Source organism: Rheinheimera sp. (assembly GCF_036568245.1).
GTDB lineage: Bacteria > Pseudomonadota > Gammaproteobacteria > Enterobacterales > Alteromonadaceae > Alishewanella.
Genome location: NZ_DATCSY010000172.1, coordinates 1 through 18,886, shown reverse-complemented (window position 1 = coordinate 18,886; position 18,886 = coordinate 1). Strand labels below are relative to the sequence as shown.

The 18,886-nt window shown below is 51.7% G+C and carries 23 protein-coding genes; 13 read left to right on the top strand and 10 right to left on the bottom strand.

From position 1 onward, the window contains the following. The 3 genes from VIN66_RS07600 to fre all read left to right on the top strand — a co-directional run. Positions 1–1,058: UbiD family decarboxylase (locus tag VIN66_RS07600; RefSeq protein WP_331923421.1), on the top strand; the 1,058-nt coding region annotated here is incomplete at its 5' end. Beyond that, on the top strand, positions 1,055–1,333 hold the full coding sequence (locus VIN66_RS07595; RefSeq protein ID WP_331923420.1) for a 2Fe-2S iron-sulfur cluster-binding protein: 279 nt from the start codon (positions 1,055–1,057) through the stop codon (positions 1,331–1,333). The genes VIN66_RS07600 and VIN66_RS07595, both read left to right, overlap by 4 nt. A 27-nt stretch (positions 1,334–1,360) precedes the next feature. After that, positions 1,361–2,068, top strand: coding sequence for an NAD(P)H-flavin reductase (fre, locus tag VIN66_RS07590; protein WP_331923419.1), 708 nt, complete (start codon positions 1,361–1,363; stop codon positions 2,066–2,068). Between the two features lie 15 nt (positions 2,069–2,083). On the opposite strand, the gene VIN66_RS07585 is transcribed toward fre, so the two are convergent. Further along, positions 2,084–3,436 carry a TonB family protein gene (locus tag VIN66_RS07585; RefSeq protein WP_331923418.1) on the bottom strand — a complete coding sequence of 451 codons (1,353 nt, stop codon included), beginning with the start codon at positions 3,434–3,436 and terminating at the stop codon, positions 2,084–2,086. A 163-nt stretch (positions 3,437–3,599) separates the two neighbouring features. On the opposite strand from VIN66_RS07585, the gene VIN66_RS07580 reads away from it, so the two are divergent. After that, positions 3,600–4,010: a thioesterase family protein gene (locus VIN66_RS07580; protein ID WP_331923417.1), complete on the top strand. Its 411-nt coding sequence runs from the start codon at positions 3,600–3,602 to the stop codon at positions 4,008–4,010. Here the strand turns inward: VIN66_RS07580 and VIN66_RS07575 are convergent, their stop codons facing one another. Genes VIN66_RS07575 through cyaY form a run of 8 tightly spaced genes read right to left on the bottom strand, consistent with a single transcriptional unit; the run spans position 4,011 to position 10,222 of the window. Next, positions 4,011–4,859 carry a hypothetical protein gene (locus tag VIN66_RS07575; protein WP_331923416.1) on the bottom strand — a complete coding sequence of 283 codons (849 nt, stop codon included), beginning with the start codon at positions 4,857–4,859 and terminating at the stop codon, positions 4,011–4,013. Then, a complete protein-coding gene (locus tag VIN66_RS07570; protein ID WP_331923415.1) occupies positions 4,810–5,334 on the bottom strand; it encodes a DNA-deoxyinosine glycosylase in 525 nt (174 codons plus the stop codon). Before VIN66_RS07570 ends, VIN66_RS07575 begins: the two co-directional genes overlap by 50 nt. Continuing rightward, on the bottom strand, positions 5,315–6,394 hold the full coding sequence (locus tag VIN66_RS07565) for a heme biosynthesis HemY N-terminal domain-containing protein (RefSeq protein ID WP_331923414.1): 1,080 nt from the start codon (positions 6,392–6,394) through the stop codon (positions 5,315–5,317). Before VIN66_RS07565 ends, VIN66_RS07570 begins: the two co-directional genes overlap by 20 nt. Next, the gene (locus VIN66_RS07560; protein WP_331923413.1) at positions 6,391–7,509 is read right to left on the bottom strand and encodes a uroporphyrinogen-III C-methyltransferase; all 1,119 of its coding nucleotides are present in this window, start codon (positions 7,507–7,509) and stop codon (positions 6,391–6,393) included. Before VIN66_RS07560 ends, VIN66_RS07565 begins: the two co-directional genes overlap by 4 nt. Continuing rightward, positions 7,506–8,270, bottom strand: a complete 765-nt coding sequence (locus tag VIN66_RS07555; protein ID WP_331923412.1) for a uroporphyrinogen-III synthase — start codon at positions 8,268–8,270, stop codon at positions 7,506–7,508. The genes VIN66_RS07560 and VIN66_RS07555 overlap by 4 nt, the downstream gene beginning before the upstream one ends. Further along, positions 8,267–9,196: a hydroxymethylbilane synthase gene (hemC, locus tag VIN66_RS07550; RefSeq protein WP_331923411.1), complete on the bottom strand. Its 930-nt coding sequence runs from the start codon at positions 9,194–9,196 to the stop codon at positions 8,267–8,269. Before hemC ends, VIN66_RS07555 begins: the two co-directional genes overlap by 4 nt. Before the next feature lies 1 nt (position 9,197). Next, positions 9,198–9,878, bottom strand: a complete 681-nt coding sequence (locus tag VIN66_RS07545) for an alpha/beta hydrolase (protein ID WP_331923410.1) — start codon at positions 9,876–9,878, stop codon at positions 9,198–9,200. 26 nt (positions 9,879–9,904) lie between these two features. Then, positions 9,905–10,222 (bottom strand): iron donor protein CyaY, encoded by a 318-nt coding sequence (cyaY, locus tag VIN66_RS07540; RefSeq protein WP_331923409.1) that lies wholly within the window; start codon positions 10,220–10,222, stop codon positions 9,905–9,907. 71 nt (positions 10,223–10,293) lie between these two features. On the opposite strand from cyaY, the gene lptM reads away from it, so the two are divergent. The 5 genes from lptM to xerC are packed head-to-tail and all read left to right on the top strand — an operon-like array spanning position 10,294 to position 14,143. Next, positions 10,294–10,482, top strand: coding sequence for an LPS translocon maturation chaperone LptM (gene lptM / locus VIN66_RS18845; RefSeq protein WP_414709876.1), 189 nt, complete (start codon positions 10,294–10,296; stop codon positions 10,480–10,482). Further along, positions 10,469–11,725 (top strand): diaminopimelate decarboxylase, encoded by a 1,257-nt coding sequence (gene lysA / locus VIN66_RS07535; protein ID WP_331923408.1) that lies wholly within the window; start codon positions 10,469–10,471, stop codon positions 11,723–11,725. Before lptM ends, lysA begins: the two co-directional genes overlap by 14 nt. A gap of 12 nt (positions 11,726–11,737) precedes the next feature. Next, positions 11,738–12,568: a diaminopimelate epimerase gene (dapF, locus tag VIN66_RS07530; protein WP_331923407.1), complete on the top strand. Its 831-nt coding sequence runs from the start codon at positions 11,738–11,740 to the stop codon at positions 12,566–12,568. Continuing rightward, entirely contained in the window at positions 12,565–13,218 is a 654-nt protein-coding gene (locus VIN66_RS07525; RefSeq protein ID WP_331923406.1) for a DUF484 family protein, read from the top strand. Before dapF ends, VIN66_RS07525 begins: the two co-directional genes overlap by 4 nt. Continuing rightward, positions 13,208–14,143 carry a tyrosine recombinase XerC gene (xerC, locus tag VIN66_RS07520; protein ID WP_331923405.1) on the top strand — a complete coding sequence of 312 codons (936 nt, stop codon included), beginning with the start codon at positions 13,208–13,210 and terminating at the stop codon, positions 14,141–14,143. The genes VIN66_RS07525 and xerC overlap by 11 nt, the downstream gene beginning before the upstream one ends. A gap of 189 nt (positions 14,144–14,332) precedes the next feature. Here the strand turns inward: xerC and VIN66_RS07515 are convergent, their stop codons facing one another. After that, on the bottom strand, positions 14,333–14,779 hold the full coding sequence (locus tag VIN66_RS07515) for a DoxX family protein (protein WP_331923404.1): 447 nt from the start codon (positions 14,777–14,779) through the stop codon (positions 14,333–14,335). A 161-nt stretch (positions 14,780–14,940) separates the two neighbouring features. Here VIN66_RS07515 and VIN66_RS07510 point away from each other — a divergent pair, with 161 nt between their 5' ends. From VIN66_RS07510 to VIN66_RS07495, 4 genes are all read left to right on the top strand, one after another. Further along, on the top strand, positions 14,941–15,855 hold the full coding sequence (locus VIN66_RS07510) for a LysR family transcriptional regulator (protein WP_331923403.1): 915 nt from the start codon (positions 14,941–14,943) through the stop codon (positions 15,853–15,855). A gap of 6 nt (positions 15,856–15,861) precedes the next feature. Continuing rightward, on the top strand, positions 15,862–16,560 hold the full coding sequence (locus VIN66_RS07505) for an HAD-IA family hydrolase (protein ID WP_226768252.1): 699 nt from the start codon (positions 15,862–15,864) through the stop codon (positions 16,558–16,560). 163 nt (positions 16,561–16,723) lie between these two features. Further along, the gene (locus VIN66_RS07500) at positions 16,724–17,953 is read left to right on the top strand and encodes a multidrug effflux MFS transporter (RefSeq protein WP_331923402.1); all 1,230 of its coding nucleotides are present in this window, start codon (positions 16,724–16,726) and stop codon (positions 17,951–17,953) included. A gap of 83 nt (positions 17,954–18,036) precedes the next feature. Beyond that, positions 18,037–18,886 (top strand): UvrD-helicase domain-containing protein (locus VIN66_RS07495; protein ID WP_331923401.1); only part of this gene is annotated, 850 nt, incomplete at its 3' end.

The window sequence follows — 18,886 nt, the reverse complement described above, 5'->3', positions numbered from 1 at the left end:
TGACTTGCTGTCCAGGCGATGCCGCTCCCCTGATAACCTGGGGGTTAACAGTCACCCGGGGGCCACATAAAGAACGGCAAAATTTAGGTATTTACCGTCAGCAGTTGTTGGGTAAAAACAAACTGATTATGCGCTGGCTGTCACATCGCGGCGGTGCGCTGGATTTTCTTGAGTTTCAAAAAGCTAATCCCGGCCAAAGTTACCCGGTGTCGGTAGCGCTTGGCGCTGATCCGGCAACCATTTTGGGCGCTGTGACACCGGTGCCGGATACCTTATCTGAGTATGCATTTGCCGGTTTACTACGCGGTGATAATACCGAAGTAGTCAAATGTATCAGTAACGATCTGCAGGTACCGGCAAGTGCCGAAATTGTGCTTGAGGGCTATATAGCACCGGGCGAGATGGCACCCGAAGGCCCCTACGGTGACCATACAGGTTATTACAACGAAGTGGATAACTTTCCGGTCTTTACGGTGACCCATATTACGATGCGCAAAGCCCCCATTTATCACAGTACCTACACCGGCAGGCCGCCAGATGAACCGGCGATTCTAGGCGTAGCACTGAATGAGGTCTTTGTGCCTATCTTACAAAAGCAGTTTCCGGAAATTACCGACTTCTACCTGCCACCCGAAGGCTGCTCGTACCGGCTGGCTGTCGTGACCATGAAAAAGCAGTACCCGGGCCATGCTAAACGGGTAATGATGGGAGTATGGTCGTTTTTGCGCCAGTTTATGTACACCAAGTTCGTGATTGTATGTGATGACGACGTCAATGCCCGTGACTGGAAAGACGTGATCTGGGCAATTACTACCAGGATGGACCCGGCACGTGATACCACACTCATCGAGAACACGCCGATAGATTATCTGGACTTTGCCTCACCGGTGTCCGGCCTTGGCTCGAAAATGGGTATGGACGCAACCAATAAATGGCCGGGTGAAACCAGCCGCGAATGGGGTGAACCGATAGTAATGGAACCCACTGTAAAAGCCCGTGTAGACAGTCTTTGGGACAGCCTTGGTATTACACTGCCAACAAAGGATGAGCAGCTGTGAGCCATGTTGTCACCATAGCGCCAGCGCAGCTCAGTTTTGCAGTACACGAGGGCGAAACTATCCTGCAGGCCGCGCTGCGTTGTGGTATTGACTTCCCCAACCGCTGCCGGCAGGGCGTTTGTACCAGCTGTGTCTGCAAACTGAAAAGTGGTGAAGTTCGTTATGACGAACCACAGCCGTTAACTGAACTGGACAAACAACAGCAGTTTACTTACTGTTGCCTTGCCTATCCCTGTACTGATCTGGTGTTACACCATCCTTTTATCCGTGGCTAAGCCGAAACAGCCATCGCTGAGAGCATTATGACAATAATTTTCTGTACCGTTGATTTAATAGAAGCCCTAACCCCCACCGTAAACCGGATACTACTGACGCCGCAGCAACCGGTTAGCTATGCCAGCGGTCAGTATTTGCAGCTTTGCCTGAGTGACAGCGACAAAAGGCCATTTTCAATAGCCAGTATTCCGGGTAGCAAACAACTCGAGTTGCATATCGGCGGTGCCGTTGCCGATCAATACGCCAGCCAGGCTATCGCACACCTGATGCAACAACATCATTTAAAGCAACCTGTTAAGGCAGAGGTCGGGCTGGGTAACGCCTATTTCAGAGCAGACAGTAGCAGACCCGTGATTCTGCTGGCAGGTGGCACCGGTTTTTCTTACATCTACAGTATTGCGCAAAGCATTGCTGAAGCAGCTCTCGACCGTCCGGTGTTTGTTTACTGGGGTGTCCGTGAGCAAAATGCGCTATATCACGCCAACGTAATGCAGCAATGGGCAGCGCAGAATGCAAAATACCGCTTTATCCCGGTAGTACAGCATCCGGACGATAACTGGCAAGGCCGCAGCGGTATGGTGCATCAGGCAGTACTGGACGATTTTGTTTCGCTCGAGGCTTACGATATTTATGTCGCCGGGCCTTTTGCTATGGCCGGTGTAGTGCGGGATGCGTTTATTGAACAAGGCGCGCACCGCGAACAATTGTTCGGCGATGCGTTTGCTTACATCTGAAAATGACAGCGCCCGTTAAGGGCGCTCGTCTGGTGTCTTACGGGTTTTATGCCAGTTGAATTGCTTTTTCAGCATTTCGGCTGGCTCGTAGTGTTTGGCAATAGCCTGCTCCAAAAACTGCATACCTTGTTCATGCTGCCCTTCAAGCATCAAACGGGTACCCGCCCAGGCCATTACCTCGGCATCTTGCTGACCCAACAGGTAGTTTTCCCATTGCGGGTCATAAGCTGCCATCACACGTTGCGCATCAAGGTTGCCATTTTTTGCCGCTTGCTCCCACCAGAATATGCCCGACATTGAACGCGACGTCCGAATCGAAGGCATAGCAACCACCTTAGACACGCCGTCCACCGAGACGCGTGCTATACGGTAAACTTCTGTTTCAACTTTACCTCTCAACTTGAACCCTGTCAGGTCGGTTATCTCACTCTTTTCTTCAAGTTGGGCGCTAATTTGTTCAGTGATAGTGCCATCCTTAGCGACCCGGACAACAGCGCTGCCCCAAAAGCCGTTAAAATCCACTTTCAAACTGGCCCGGTCTTTATAAATACTAAAATCAGGCTGTGCAGCCAATGGCAGCTCCGGGTCGTACCAAAAGCTGTTAGCGCTTTGCACATCAATCAGAGACAACAAAGTACCTAACGCAAACTGATACTGAGGCGCCCCTGCTACGGCATATTGCCAAAGTTTGTGCTTTTCCATGACTCTCTCAACAGCAGAAACTTGAACACCACCATGCAAGGCATAATCCAAACGCACATGCAGCAGGTGTTTCTTATCGCTGGGTTCATAACGCCAGCGCTTAACTGCACGAACCGTCGCCTGCTCAAAGGTATGCTCAGGGTAAGCATCCAGCGTATCAACAGCCGTCACCTCACCTTGTTCATTTACCAGCAAACGCACTTTGACATAACCGAAAATACCATTAGCTAATGCACCTTTCGGATACTCGGGAGTCACCCGCTTAACCGGTTCTGGCCGCTCAATATCATTATCGGCATTTTCAGATGGCTCTGTTATTACCAGCTTTTGCTTTAAAAGTTCGTACTGTTGTGTGGCGAGCTCCAGTTGCTGTTCAGATGCTGTAGCAACTAGTTTCCTTAATAGCTCTTGTGCTTGAGGATGCTGTAGCTCTACTGCAAGCATAAAATGAGCAATTGCTTTAACCAGATCTTTATCCTGCCCCTCGCCCTGATAAGCCATAGCCCCCAGGTTAAATGCAGCCAGCTCATTGCCAAGCGGCAGTAAAGCTTCAAACTGCTGTCTGGCTTCTGTATAACTTTGCTGGTCATAAGCCCTTAGCGCATCAAGCATATCTGCCCGTACCGTCGCACAGCCAAATAATACTAACCAAATCCACTTCTTCATTAGACTTCCCTTTTAAACAGCATGCCAGCTGGTAAGATTTACCTAATAAAACAAAATTTGCAAAATTTTTGTTGCATTAATGATATTTCTAATATCTCAATCTGGTTTGGCCAGTTGTTATATGCCAGAATTGCCGCACCAGAATAAATACAGAATGATTAACATGACACATAAAACCCTGATTAAGGTACGCGGATACCATTTAGATATTTATCAACACGTTAATAACGCCCGCTATCTGGAGTTTCTGGAAGAGGCGCGCTGGGGGTATCTGGAAGACAGCGGCGATATTGACTGGTTTGCCAGCCATGGCCTCGCTTGGGTGATAGTCAATATCAACATTAACTACCGCGTAGCGGCCACCATGGGCGATATGCTGGAAGTGTATACCCGCTTTAGTAAAGTAGGTGGTAAAAGCGCTGTTGTGCAGCAGGAAGTGCGCATAGCCGGTAAAGATGCATTAGCTGCTGATGCACAAGTGACTTTTGTCTGCCTCGATCAGAAAACCGGTAAGGCAGTATCAATAGAGGGCGAGCTGAAGGCCAGATTAGAGCAACATATTACCGAAGCCTGATCAGCGTTTACTGTGTTTTTCCATAGCCTGTCTTAACAGCTCGGTGCTGCTTGCTTTATCGCCACAAGGTATTGCCCTTGTGGCCATCAAGCCTTCAAAGCCATCTTTCGTCGGGTCTGCTATCCGGCAACCGTCTTTAGTGCGGATAAGCTGCCTGCCATCATCCAGCTGTGCCAACACCTGCCCGGCGGGATCGCTGCTTAACTGCTGATGTCTTTTATCCACTGTTGCTTTGGGTTGTTGTTGGGCCTGCAAAAATTGCTGGTAGCTGGCCAGCGCCGAGCGCTCAACAGCTGACGGGCCTGCTGCGGCTGCCCGGCTGAAAGCGCGTTGTGCTAAGCCTGTCTGCTGTGAGCGTGTGGCCTCTTCCCCGGCAGTATTCTCAACTGGTGTTGCTGCAGCTGTGTTTTGCTGTATTACTGGTTCCTCTACCGCAGCCTGCCCCTGCCTGCTCACCTCTTCGGCAATAACAGAGCTTGCTTTTACTTGCTGCAAGGATTGCTGATTTTGAACTTCAGGTGACGATTCATTCAAGGTCTGAACGGGTGCAGCTGGTACAGGCTGATATAAAAACGAAGTTATTGCTGTTGCTGTGACTGGCTTTACCGGCGGTGTGAATTTTGTCTGCCAGAGCGCAAATAGCAGCAAGAAGTGCAGCATAAGCGCCAGCGAGATGGCCCAGCCATAGCTTCGGACAAAATCGGTAGTGGTGTTGTTAGCCCCGGACAAAAACCGCAATCCCTGCTTGTTGGAGAACTCAGTCCGGTTCAGACCATAAACGACAGAATTAATTCCGTGTTCAGCTGCGCAAATAGACCCTAAGCTGTTGCCACTGTGCCAGTTTGGCATCAAAGCTCATTGCTGCATGCGCCGGGCTGGTTGAAGGCAGGGTAATAAAACAAACATGCTGTGGCACGATCTGCAGCGGCAATACATAGCGTTTAAAGCTCTGCCAGGCTTTAGCGCCATTAAAACCGATAGCCGCCAGCTCAGGATGACAGCGAAAAAAACCTGCGAAATCGTTTACCTGCTCGTCGCGGATGGCGCTGTCAAGGCTACCACTGCGCTGGCAACTACCAATCACATCCCACAAAGCGACACCGCTGTTAATCAGCGCCTGTGTTTTTTCTGTGTAAGGCAAATCGGCATTAAAGCCAGCTAAGTTAGCCATAATCGGCCAGAACAAGTTGCGTGGATGAGCGTAATATTGCTGCTGGTGCAGCGAAACTGCCCCTGGCATGCTGCCAAGCAACAAGACCCGGGCGCCGCTGTCAGCAAGTGGCGGCAGCCCGGTAAGGGTGGTATCAGCCAAACTGCGGTTCATACTGGCGGGCTTTACTCCAGGCCAGTTCGGCTTGCTGTAGTTCGCCTTCCTGTTCAGCCAGGTAAGCCAACAGCGCATACAGGTAGCCGTTACTGCTGTGCTCGCGCAGCCAGTGCTGTGCTTGTTTACGCAACTTAAGTACCGATTTGCCGAGCGGAATTTGGCGGATATACGGCAGCAGCATCGGCAGCTCTGCTAATTGCAGATGGCTTAACAGCAGCTTTTCTGCTGCATCGTTCTGGCCGTTTTGCGCCATTGCCCAGGCCCGGCCGATATTGGCAGCAGTAGATTTACGTTCTTTTGACGGCAGGTTTTGCCAGTAGTCAGCCGTTTCATCAAATTTTTGTTGCTGGCTCAGCTGGCTGATTGCCGCCGGATATATATTAAAGCGTTGCTGCTGCCATTTTTCTTTATCAAACCACTGCTGCTTTAAGGCTGCAGGCACCATTTGCAGCAACTGTTGCCATTGTCCGGCTTGCTGTAATGCATACAGATAAAGCTGCCCCAGCCCTTTATCTTTTGTATCCGCACTGACCCGCTCACCTAACAGCGCACATGCCTGCCCCGCTTTGCCCTGTTGCAGCAAAATATCCGCCTGTACAAAAACGGTGCTGTCATGTGCCTCAGGTAGCTCAGCTATGTAGCTGTTCGCCCGGCCGACATTGCCCGCATAAAAAGCAGCATAGGCGGCAAGCAGGCGTTTTTCATCCTGCATAAAGTCGTCGTGTAACGCTTTGGCGAAATACTGATCGGCCAGTTGCCATTGCTGTTTGGCATAAGCCTGCAGGCCAAGCTCATACGCCTGCTGTGCTTTACGCTGACGGCGCCAGCGCAGGAAATTAAACGAAACATGCTGCAGGCGCAGTAATTTACGTAGTACAACGCTGAGCAACCACAGCACAACCGCCGCCAGCAGTATCATGACAATAAGGCCCAGTGCTGTCATTTCAAACACTTTACCGGCGAGGATCACTTTGATGTAACCCGGGTTGTTCACCAGAGACGGGCCGAACAACATCGCCACCGCTAAAGCCAGGATCAGAAGCAGCCAGCGTATCATAAGCTGCTCTCCGTCAGTTGCTGTTGGTATTGCTGTAGCTGAGCCAGACTGGTCAACGCTGCAGCCGTTACCAGGGTAACATCAACAGCGGCGAGTGCCGCCAGCTCTGTACCCAGTTGCTGCACGGCAGCATTGTCGGCATCAAAATAACGTTGTAGCTGATCGCTGGCTTGTTGCAATGCAGCCGCAAAGACCTGGCTCTGATGCTGCATTGCGGCCAGCTGCGCCAGTAACAGCTGCTGCTGTAAACTGGTACGCAGCATTAATTGTTGCTCAGCACTGAGGCTGAAGTAATCTTCCGGCACAGCACTGCGTACACGTATCAGCTGGCTCCAGCTTTGCTGCCAGTAGTAACTGAGTGTTTCTCGCCACTGGCTGAGGTCATGGCCAGGCGCCGCTTCCGGCTGCTCCGACTGCTGTTGCTGCCTCAGTGGCAAGGTGTTGCTGAGTTTACGCATCTGCTGCAGCTGAATGTACAGCTGACTCATATCCGGCACATTAATCTGTTTTAACTGCTTGCTATCGGTTGCAATGGCCTGACGCACAGGCAACAACGAAGGGTCATCAAGCTTCGCCAGCTTTTCGTCTGCGCTGGCAAGCAACGCTATGGCGGTAGCATAGTCCTGCTCCAGCCACACTTTCTGTGATGCCAGCTGCAACAGGTATTCTACTTCTGCCAGCAACCAATGCCGTGGCGGCGCGCTGTCACGTTCCTGCACCAGTTGACGCAGTGCCTGCATTTGCGCCTGGTTTTGTGCCAGAACCTGTTGTTGCTGCTGTTGCAGTCTTTGTTCCAGCTGGGTCAATCGCTGCTGCTGTTCTGTTTGTAATTGTTGCTGCAGCTGCGACGTTGCGTCTTGCTGCTGTTGTTGCTGCTCGGTTAAACGCTGGAGGTTTTGCTGAGTGGCAGCAGTATCGTGCTGCAACTGCTGAAATACAGGCCATAGCCAGTAACCGCCTGCGCCCAACGCGCCTGCCAGCACTAAAACCAGTAATAAACTTAAGCCCCCCATAGCGCTGCCGCCGCTGCGTGGCACCGGCTCAGCGTCAATTTTTTGCTTTAGTTGCTGCAGTGGTGCATCCATTTCTGATGCACGCTCTAAGCTGTCACTCATTGATATTCCCTCTTAAGCTGGCTGATGGCAGCCAGTAATGCGCTGTCGTTGGCGTTCACGGCAAGTGTAATACGCTCTGGCGCAATTCCCAGCGCCACAGCACTGTCCTGCATTCGCGGGCTGACCAGGATCCAGTCGCATTGTTGCAGCCAGTGCTGATTCACCGCCGGCACCAGACTGAACAACTGCTGTAAAATTTCGTTGCTGGTTGCCACAATACAACGAATGCCCGCCAGCTGCCACTGCTGACACAGCAAGGCGCCATCCAGCGGCAACGGCAGACGTTTATAGCTCTGAATGTAGCGCACTGTTGCTCCGCGCGATACCAACCCTTGTTTAATCAGTTCACGCCCGGCATTACCACGCACCACCGCCAGAGTTTTGCCCGCGACCTGCTGCAACTGTGGTAACTGTAACAAGCCTTCACTACGTTGGTCTTCCGGCACGATAACTTCCCGCGCCAGCCAGCGCTGTAGTGCCATCGCCGTTGTTTGCCCAACTGCGAACAAGGGCGCAGTCAGCAATGCCGCATCAACCTGGTTCTGTAAGCAGCTTACCGCACTGACGCTGACGAAAATAATGGCATCTGCCTGTTGCAATAACTGCAGATCCTGAGTTTTCAGACTGACCTGCGCTGTAGTGATTAACGGCTGATACAGATAAGCAATACCATCACTATCGAGCGATGCCAGCAGGTTGTCAGCCTTACCGGCTGGGCGTGTGATCAAGAAAGGTATGCCGCCTGAAATTGCACTGGTCATGGTGCAGCCTGATACACATCCTGTAAAATACGGTCAGCGCCCTGGCTTAGCAGATACTCTGCCAGAGCGACGCCCAATTGCTCTGCCTCTGCTACAGGTCCCCGTAACTGATGACGGATAATTTCACTGCCATCGAGTGCACCGACCAGACCACGCAGCCACAAACTATCGCCTTCAATCACCGCGTAAGCACCAATCGGTACCTGGCACCCGCCCTGCAATGTGCGGTTCATCGCGCGCTCAGCCAATACGCAAATGCGGGTGTCGTGATGCTCCAAAGCTGACAACAGTTGCTGAACCTCTTTATCATCGCTACGGCACTCAATACCGACAGCCCCCTGGCCATTCGCGGGCAAACTGGTTTCTACCGGCATCAGCGCCGCTATCCGTTGCTCAAATCCCAGCCGGATAAGCCCGGCCGCCGCCAGGATAATGGCGGCATATTCGCCGTTATCGAGCTTCGCTAAACGGGTATTCACATTGCCACGCAAATCGCGCACCGTTAAATCCGGCCGCAACGCTTTAAGCTGGCACTGCCGGCGCAGACTTGATGTACCGACAACGGCACCAGCGGGCAGCTCATCTAACGATTTAAACTGATTTGATACAAAGGCGTCCTGCGGGTTTTCCCGTGGACAAATGGTATGCAGCATCAGGCCGTCCGGAAATTCTACCGGCACATCTTTCATGCTGTGCACGGCAATATCAGCCCGATCTTCCAGCATGGCCTGTTCCAGCTCTTTAACAAACAGGCCTTTGCCACCAATTTTTGCCAGCGGCGTATCCAGAATTTTGTCACCTTGGGTCGACATTGGTACCAACTCTACTGCCAGCCCCGGGTGATGGTGCAGCAACTCGGTTTTCACGTATTCGGCCTGCCACAGCGCCAGCGCACTTTTGCGCGTTGCGATTCGGATTGTCTTCATATTAACTCTCTGCCTGAACCAATAGACGCCGCTGTATAAAGCTGCTGATGTCGGCCACTTCCTGCGCACAGACGCTGTGTGGCATGCGGTACTCGTGCCAGCTGACATTAAAGCCGGCAGTTTTCAGGCTATGATACGCCTGCTGACCGGCAAACATCGGCACCACCGGGTCCTGGTTACCGTGCGCTATCAACACAGGTGTGGTTTTATTCAGGTTATTGCTTTCATCTTTCAGCTTATCGGGCGCGCACATATAGGTTGATAATGCCATGACGCCGGCCAGTTTATACGGCAGCCTCGGCAACAAATGCAGGGCGATCACACCGCCCTGACTAAAACCGGCCAGAACAATGCGCTCACTGCTGATACCGTCGCTGATAAGCTTGTCCAGCAGTTGTTGCACCGCGGCAGCAGATTCACGCACACCTTCTTCGTCGGCACGGTTAGTCAGATCCATGGTTTTAATGTCGTACCAGGCGCGCATCCGCATGCCTGCATTTACCGTTACCGGCCGTTCAGGGGCGTGTGGAAATAAAAACCGGATACCGGCATCAGCAGGCAGACGCAGTTCCGGCACTATAGGCGCAAAACCGTGGCCGGAGTCACCCAGCCCGTGCAACCAAACCACCACAGCGCGGGTATCGCTCTGTGCTTTTACATCAACAAAAGGAAGCAAAGCCATTACCTCATTCCAGTCAGCATGGGCCCTTAGGGCGCCAGATTAATCGCAACACCAGCCTGCTTAGAAGCCGCGTCGTTCAGTAATTGCCAGAACTCGGCGCCAGAGCGGTTATCAATCCACTGACCGTTTTGCCACTCGAAGTGATGACCGTTGAACTTGGTCGCCACCCACAACTGGTGCAGCGGTGGTTGCTTGTTGATAATAATCTTACTGCCATCGGCAAAGCTGATACTCAGCAGGCCACCATGGGACTCATAATCCAGATCTGCATCAGCGTCTTCTACTGCCTGTTCAACAGCCAGCAATACGCTATCGGTCAAATCATCATATTCTAGGTCATTCATCTGCTTCACCTGTTTGCTTTTATCGCTAAGGATGCGATTATAGAGCGCAACCACCATAAAAAAATAACATCATGCACGCTTTTACAACCAAAGGTCCGCTGTTAACTGTTGCTGCTGTCGTTTTGCTAAGCAGCTGTCTGAGTGCTTGTGGTCAAAAAGGTCCGCTTACCTTACCACAACAGGCACCTGAAGTGGCAGAACCGCAGCAAAACAACACTCCTGCTAATCAACCAACGGATGAACAACGTGGACCACTTTAATTACCAGAATAACCGCCTGTTTGCAGAACAACACGCCGTAAGTGATATTGCGGCCGAATTCGGTACACCCTGCTATGTCTATTCCCGCGCTACTATTGAGCGCCATTACCAGGCATTTGCCAGTGCAGCATCTGCACACCCAAACAGCCTGGTATGCTATGCAGTAAAAGCCAACAGTAACCTGGCGATACTGAATGTGCTGGCAAAGCTTGGCAGTGGCTTTGACATTGTATCCGGCGGTGAGTTGCGCCGGGTTATTGCCGCCGGCGGCGATGCAAAGAAAGTCGTATTTTCCGGTGTTGCCAAAACCGAAGAGGAAATGCGCTTTGCGCTGCAACTGGGCATTAAGTGTTTTAACGTTGAGTCCATTGCTGAGCTGGACAGGTTGCAGCAGGTCGCCAGTAGCCTGAATATAAAAGCGCCGGTGTCTATCCGGGTAAACCCGGATATTGATGCAAAAACGCACCCCTATATTTCTACCGGGCTAAAAGCCAATAAGTTTGGTATCGACATTCTGCTGGCACGCGATATTTACCGTAAAGCAGCCGGCTGCAGCCATCTTAATGTTGTCGGTGTAGACTGCCATATCGGCTCTCAACTGACTGAAACCCAGCCGTTTCTGGAGGCACTGGAAAAACTGCTGACATTAATCGACCAGTTGGCCTCAGATGGCATAGTGCTGCACCATATCGACATTGGTGGCGGCCTGGGCGTGACCTACGACAGCGAAACCCCACCATCACCGGGCGATTACATCAGCAAAGTTGTTGAACGGCTGAAAGCTTACCCGCAGCTGGAACTGATAATGGAGCCAGGCCGCGCCATTATGGCCAATGCCGGCATTCTGCTGACTAAGGTAGAGTTTTTAAAACCGGGGCAGGAAAAGAATTTCGCCATAGTCGATGCCGCGATGAACGATTTGATCCGTCCGGCACTATACAGCGCCTGGCAGGCGATAGTACCGGCACAGCTCGACAGCAACAAATCCAGCGCGCTGTACGATATCGTTGGCCCGGTTTGTGAGACAGGTGATTTTCTCGGTAAAGACCGCGAACTGGCGATTAGCCAGGGCGACCTGCTGGCAGTGCGCTCGGCTGGTGCTTACGGCTTTACTATGAGTTCGAATTACAATAGCCGCCCCCGCGCAGCAGAAGTGCTGGTAGACGGCGATAAACTGCATTTAATCCGAGCCCGTGAGCAGTGGCAGGATTTATGGCGTGGTGAACAGGTCGTTTCCGATTAATTAAGGGCGCTGATGTTGTTACATTTTTCTAAAATGCACGGCCTGGGTAACGACTTTATGATGGTCGATGCCGTCAGCCAAAATGTGTTCCTGACCAAAGAGCAGATTAAGGCGCTGGCAGACCGCCATACCGGCATTGGTTTCGACCAGCTGTTGATGGTAGAGCCGCCGTATGATCCCGAGCTGGATTTTCACTACCGCATTTTTAATGCCGATGGTTCAGAGGTGGAACAATGTGGCAACGGCGCACGCTGTTTTGCCAAGTTTGTGCGTGCCCGCGGTTTAACCAATAAACACAAAATCGGGGTCAGCACCAAATCCGGTAAAATTGTGTTGTACGTCGAAGCCGACGGCCAGGTTACCGTGAATATGGGAATACCGCAACTCGACCCTGCACGGGTGCCGTTCAAAGCGCAGAAGCAGGAAATCACCTACATTCTGCGTGCCGAAGAACACACTATACTTTGTGGTGTAGTGTCGATGGGTAACCCGCATGCCGTGGTCGAAGTGGATGATCTGCTAACAGCGCCGGTAACAGTGCAGGGGCCATTGTTCGAACTGCATGAGCGCTTTCCGGAGCGCGCCAACATCGGCTTTATGCAGGTGCTGAACCCGGGCCATATCAAGCTGCGGGTGTGGGAGCGCGGCGCCGGTGAGACTCAGGCTTGTGGCACCGGCGCTTGCGCCGCGGTAGTCGTAGGCCAGTTACAAAAGAAACTGCAGCAGCAGGTGCGGGTAGATTTACCCGGCGGCAGCCTGCTTATTCGCTGGAACGGGCCAGGCCAACCGCTAAAAATGACGGGGCCGGCAGAACATGTATATGACGGACAAATATCGCTATGACAGATAGCCTGATCAAGGAAAAAGACCTGCTCGCCGCTCACGTGGTATATGACTACCTGCAGGATCACCCGGAGTTTTTTCAGCAGTATCCGCAGCTGCTGGCCAGCCTGCGCTTACCGCATCAGCAACGCGGCAGTGTCTCGCTGGTAGAGCGTCAGTTGGAAATGCAGCGTGAGAAAATTGTCGCGCTCGAAGACGACATTACCCGGCTGATGTCTGTGGCAAGGCAAAATGAACAACTGTTTTTGGCGTTTAATAAGTTACAGGCACAACTGTATCAGGCCGAAAACCTGCAGCAGGCCGAGCACAGCCTGCAGCAATTCACCGCCGCCATGCCGCAGGTGCAACAATGCCGCCTGCTATGTTTCAATGAGCAACACAGCGCCAGCGAGTTTCAGTTGTTGTTGTCACGCCGGCTAAACGAGCAAGGCATTTATCTTGGCCGGCTAAACAAAGAAGAGCAACAAGGCTTGTTCCCACCACAGATACATTCAGTGGCGCTGATCCTGATCAGCAACGAGGAGCAGCCGCTGGCACTGATGGCCTTTGGCAGCGAACAGGACGATCACTTCCAGCCATCGATGGACAAGTTATTTATCAGCCATCTGGCGACCATTCTGGCGCAGTTGTTACCGGGTTATGCAGCCTGATAGCGGGCTGACACTGCAATGGCAACAGCCATTGCAGGCATTTCTCAGCTACCTGCAGTTTGAACGTGGTTACAGCCCGAAAACACTGGACAGCTACCAGCGGCAGTTACAACAACTGGCACTGGGCATTGACGATAGCGACACACACTGGCTGAACCTCAGCGAAACGCAGTTAAAACAGTATATCATCGGCCTGCGTCGCAGCGGTGCCAAGCCGCGCACTATTGCACTGAAAGTCGCGGCGCTGCGCAGTTTCTACCGTTACTTACAGGCACAGGGCCTGCGCAGTGATAACCCGGCGCAGTATCTGGCTGTTCCCAAGGCTGGTCGCAGCCTGCCGAAAAACCTCAATGTCGATCAGCTTAATCATCTGCTGAGTTTTGACAGCCAAGACGATATTCTGGCCTGCCGTGATAAAGCCATACTCGAACTGTTTTATTCCTCCGGCCTGCGTCTGGAAGAGCTGGTGAATGCCAATATCAGCGATATCGACTGGCAACAGCAACTGCTGCGGGTAACGGGTAAAGGCAGCAAGCAACGTATAGTGCCGGTGGGGAAAATTGCACTGGCAGCGGTTAAAGACTGGCTGGCACAACGGCCAGCCTTTACCGCTAATCTGAGTGAAGCTGATCAGCAAGCGCTGTTTCTCAGCAAGCAGCACAAGCGCATCAGTACGCGGCATGTGCGCGAGCGGGTGCAGCTATGGGCCAAACAGCAAGGCCTGAACCAGCATGTACACCCTCACATGCTGCGCCATTCATTCGCCAGCCATATGCTCGAATCCAGCCAGGATCTACGCGCAGTGCAAGAACTGTTAGGCCATGCCAACCTTAGCACCACTCAGGTTTACACCCATCTGGATTTTGCCCACCTAGCCAAGGTGTACGATAACGCCCACCCAAGGGCGAAGAAGCGCTCTGATTAACAATAAATATTTATCCGTTGCAGCAAAACAGTCTTGCCCACACCGACACGCCGTAAATACGTCCCTGTAGGCTCGTTTTCGCCCGTCCAGGGCTTCAACGGTCGGCTTAGGGCAAGGCTGTTTCACCTGTACTGATTAACAGATAAAGAAAACGCCCGGCAAGCCGGGCGTTCGATTCACTCATTCACTTTAGTTAAAACGCTTTGCCAGCAAGCTGTCTATTGACGCTTTACCTGCACCGCTAAACAGCAGTGACACACTGGCAGCCAGCAGAGCCAAGCCAAACTCATAGCCGTTATTAGCCATAAACAAACCGTTTTGGATATGCACTGAGAAAATAGCCACTACCATTGCAATTGCCAGGCTCAGCGCCGCCGGGCGGGTTAACAGGCCAAGGATCAGCGCGATACCGCCAAAAAACTCAGCCGCACCGGCTAAAAACGCCATCACGATACCTGGTGACAAACCAATGCTGTCCATCCAGCCGCCCGTGCCTTCCAGACCGTAACCGCCAAACCAGCCAAACAATTTTTGTGCACCGTGTGCAGCAAAGATAATGCCCACTGGTACCCGCAGAGCCAACGCTGCAACACCAGCATTAGAAGTTAAAATTTTCTGTACGATTGAAGTTGCCATAATAATCACCTATCAAATTGTTTAAAGTTAAGTTCACTGCCTCTCGACAGCAAATCTTGCGTCGATGGTGTAACTATAGCCGGATATTTTTTGCAGTAAAAACGTAATGTTTTGACTACACTATTCAAAATTTTTGAAATTAATAGAACAGTAGGTACTTTATGCACAATGCACTGAGTTTGGATGCCTTAAGAGCACTGGATGCTATTGACCGCAAAGGCAGCTTTGCTGCCGCTGCTGAAGCTTTGTATAAAGTGCCTTCTGCACTGAGTTACACCATAGCTAAACTGGAAGCCGATCTGGACGTGGCATTGTTTGACCGCAGTAAACAAAAAGCTCAGCTGACCCCGGCCGGGCAATTGTTGCTGGATCAGGGCCGGGCTTTACTGCACGCGGCCAACCAGCTGCAGAATGCCGTGAAACAGCTGGATACCGGTTGGGAAACCCAATTCGTCATCGCTAAGGACAGCATAGTGCCCAATACCCCTGTGCTGAATGTCATCACACAATTTTTGCAGCTGGGTAAAATTACTCAGGTGCGGATGACTGAAGAAGTTATGGCGGGCGGCTGGGAAGCGCTGCAAACCGGCCGGGCTGATATTGCTGTCGGGCTATCCGGCGACTTCGCTAAAGGTCAGTTCACCGTATTACCTATGGGCGAGGTAGAGTTTGTGTTTGCGGTTGCACCGCATCATCAGCTGGCGGCACTGGACAGAATAGTGTCGCAGGAAGATGTGCAGCAATACACTGCCGTTATTGTTGCCGATTCGGCAATCGATGCACCCAAGCGCTCATCAGGTTTATTCGATACCCGCCAGCGTGTTATTGTCGATAATATGCAGGCCAAAATTGCAGCACAAAAACAGGGGCTGGGTATTGGTTTTCTGCCGCGCCACCTTATCAGTAATGAGCTGGCGCGCGGTGAACTGATTGCTAAAGCCAGCAGTATTCCGCGTGATAAACTGCCGCTTTATCTGGCCTGGCATAAACAAAGTCAGGGCCAGGCGCTGAGCTGGTTCAGCCAGCAATTAACTGCCGTCAACTGGCCCCAGGTATTTCAACCATCAACATGGTAAAAGTTTATGCAGGTATATAAAGCGTTGCAGCCGTTTAGTGTGTTGTCGTTTGATCTGGACGACACACTGTACGATAACAAACCCGTTATCGAAGCAGCAGAGCAGGCAATGCTAAAGGCGCTGGCAGATCTTACGCCGGCAAGCCAGACTACCGATAGCCAGTTCTGGTGGCAACAGCGGGTAAAGCTGGCCCGGATTGAACCGGAAATCCGCCATGACATTGGTCGCTGGCGTCTACTCGGAATAGAGGCCGGCCTGATAGAGTTGGGGATTAGCCGGCCCGATGCCAGGGTTATGGCAGAAAAAGGCTATGCAGCGTTTTTGCATGAGCGTACCCGAATTACGTTAACAGATGATGTGATAAGACTACTTCAGGCTCTGGCCAGCCGCTATCGGCTGATAGCCATTACCAATGGCAATGCCTGTATCGATAAGATGGGCATCGGTGAACTGTTCGAGTTTGGCTTACAAGCCGGGCCCGATGGCAAAATGAAGCCGTACTCCGATTTATTCCATACAGCTGCAACACGGCTACAAGTCTCACCAGCTGAGATTCTGCATATTGGCGACAGCCACCGTGCTGATGTGATGGGTGCGCTAAACGCCGGCTGTCAGGCGGCCTGGCTGGATCATTATCAAAGCCCGGTTGCAGTTTTGCCACATATCAGGTTGACTGAGATTAATGACTTATCCGGCCTGTTATAACCCAACACGCCTGATATATTTCACCGCACAGCATCCACTGGAACTGTCGATTTGCCGCAACACCAATCGACTAACGTAAAAATTGTTTATAGTACACCCGCTCTGGCCTGAAATAACGCCAGACTCTGCCTGCTTAGGAAAGGTTTAAACAAGGAAAGCCTGAATGTCTGATTATTCTACCCATGCGCCACAATCGCGTATCTCTACAGGTGAATTTACCTTACTGGTGGCGCTGCTGATGTCTATCGTGGCTATTTCCATTGATGCGCTATTGCCGGCGCTGGATGCTATTCGTGCTGATATAGTGCTGAGTAATCCGAATCAGGCGCAGTTGGTGGTCAGTGCGTTGTTTTTTGGTATGGCAATAGGCCAACTGATTTGTGGCCCTTTATCCGACGCTGCCGGCCGCAAGAAGGTGTTGAACGGTGGTATAGCGCTGTTTTTAGCCGGCACTGCCATTTGTTATTTTGCTAACGATATCAGTACTTTGTTATTTGGCCGCTTTGTTCAGGGCTTAGGCGTTTCAGGCCCTTATGTGTCGGCGATTTCAATAGTGCGGGATAAATACTCCGGTAATGATATGGCGCGCATTATGTCGCTGGTGATGATGATTTTCGTCATGGTACCGGCATTAGCGCCCAGCCTTGGGCAGGCCGTGTTATGGCTTGGCTCATGGCGTGATATTTTCCTGCTCTATGTGTTCTATGCCCTGTTGATCGTGCTGTGGATTTATTGCCGCTTAGAAGAAACCCTGCCCAAAGCGCACCGGATCCCGATGAGTAAAAAAGGCTTTGCTGAGGGTTTTAAAGAAGTCATCAGCAATGTACCAACCGTAAGTTACATGATTTGCATGGGCTTGTTTTTCGGCAGCTTTATTGGCTATCTGAATTCGTCGCAACAAATTTTCCAGGACTTATTTAAAACCGGCGAGCTGTTCACCCTATACTTCGGTTTGCTGGCTATAGTATTTGGTGCATCATCACTGGTGAACTCGCGTTTAGTGCAAAAATGGGGCATGCAGCGATTATCCGGTAGCGCCGTCTGGGGCATTATTGCCAGCTCAGCGCTGTTTTTACTGCTGCATTTGGGCGTGGAAATACAGCTGTGGATGTTCTTACTCTATGCTGCGGTACTGTTTTTCTGTTTTGGCCTGGTGTTTGGCAATATCAATGCAATGGCGATGGAACCTATGGGCCATGTCGCAGGTATAGCAGCTGCGATTATCGGTTCCACATCATCCATAATGTCGATGTTTATCGGCACCATAATAGGCCAGATGTATAACGACACCCTTATTCCGGTAACGGCCGGTTTCTTTATTTTTGCCTGTATCAGTATGGCCATTTTGGCTTTTGCTAACCGCTATAAACAAAGGCAGCCAGCACAGCACTAACTGGTTATATATCCACTAACTACGCTTGGCCTTCACGACCGTGCTGTTATAATGGCCACCATTGTGCTTAGCGAGACTTTCTGATGGATGTATCTTACCTGCTGGACGGGCTGAACGATAAACAACGCGATGCGGTAGCTGCACCACCGCAACATATGCTGGTGCTGGCCGGGGCCGGCAGTGGCAAAACCCGCGTACTGGTGCATCGTTTAGCCTGGCTGATGCAGGTAGAACGCGTCGCGCCATACAGCCTGCTGGCGGTAACCTTTACTAACAAAGCGTCACAGGAAATGCGCGGCCGTATTGAGAGCACCATAGGTGTTAGTCTGAATAACTTATGGATGGGTACCTTCCATGGTTTGTCACACCGTATGCTGCGCGCCCATTATCAGGAGGCCGGCTTACCACAGGGTTTTCAGATCATCGATAGCGACGACCAGTACCGGCTGGTAAAACGGGTGCTAAAAGCACTTAATCTGGACGAAAAGCACTGGCCACCAAAACAAATTCAATGGTTTATCAATGCCCGCAAAGATGATGGCCTGCGCCCCGGTATGATAGATGCCGCTGGCGATTTCAGCCTGCAACAGATGGTAAAAATATACGCAGCCTATCAGGATATGTGTGACCGCGCCGGCCTGGTCGACTTTGCCGAGATCCTGCTGCGCAGTTTTGAGCTGCTAAAGCAAAACAGCGAAGTGCGCGGCCACTATCAGCAACGCTTCCGCCATATCCTGGTTGACGAGTTTCAGGACACCAATGCCATTCAGTATCAGTGGCTGCGCTTACTGGCCGGTAGCAATGCCAAGGTGATGATTGTTGGTGATGATGATCAGTCGATTTATGGCTGGCGCGGTGCGCGGGTAGAGAACATTCAAACCTTCTTAAAGGACTTCCCCGATGTGGAAACCGTGCGACTGGAGCAAAACTACC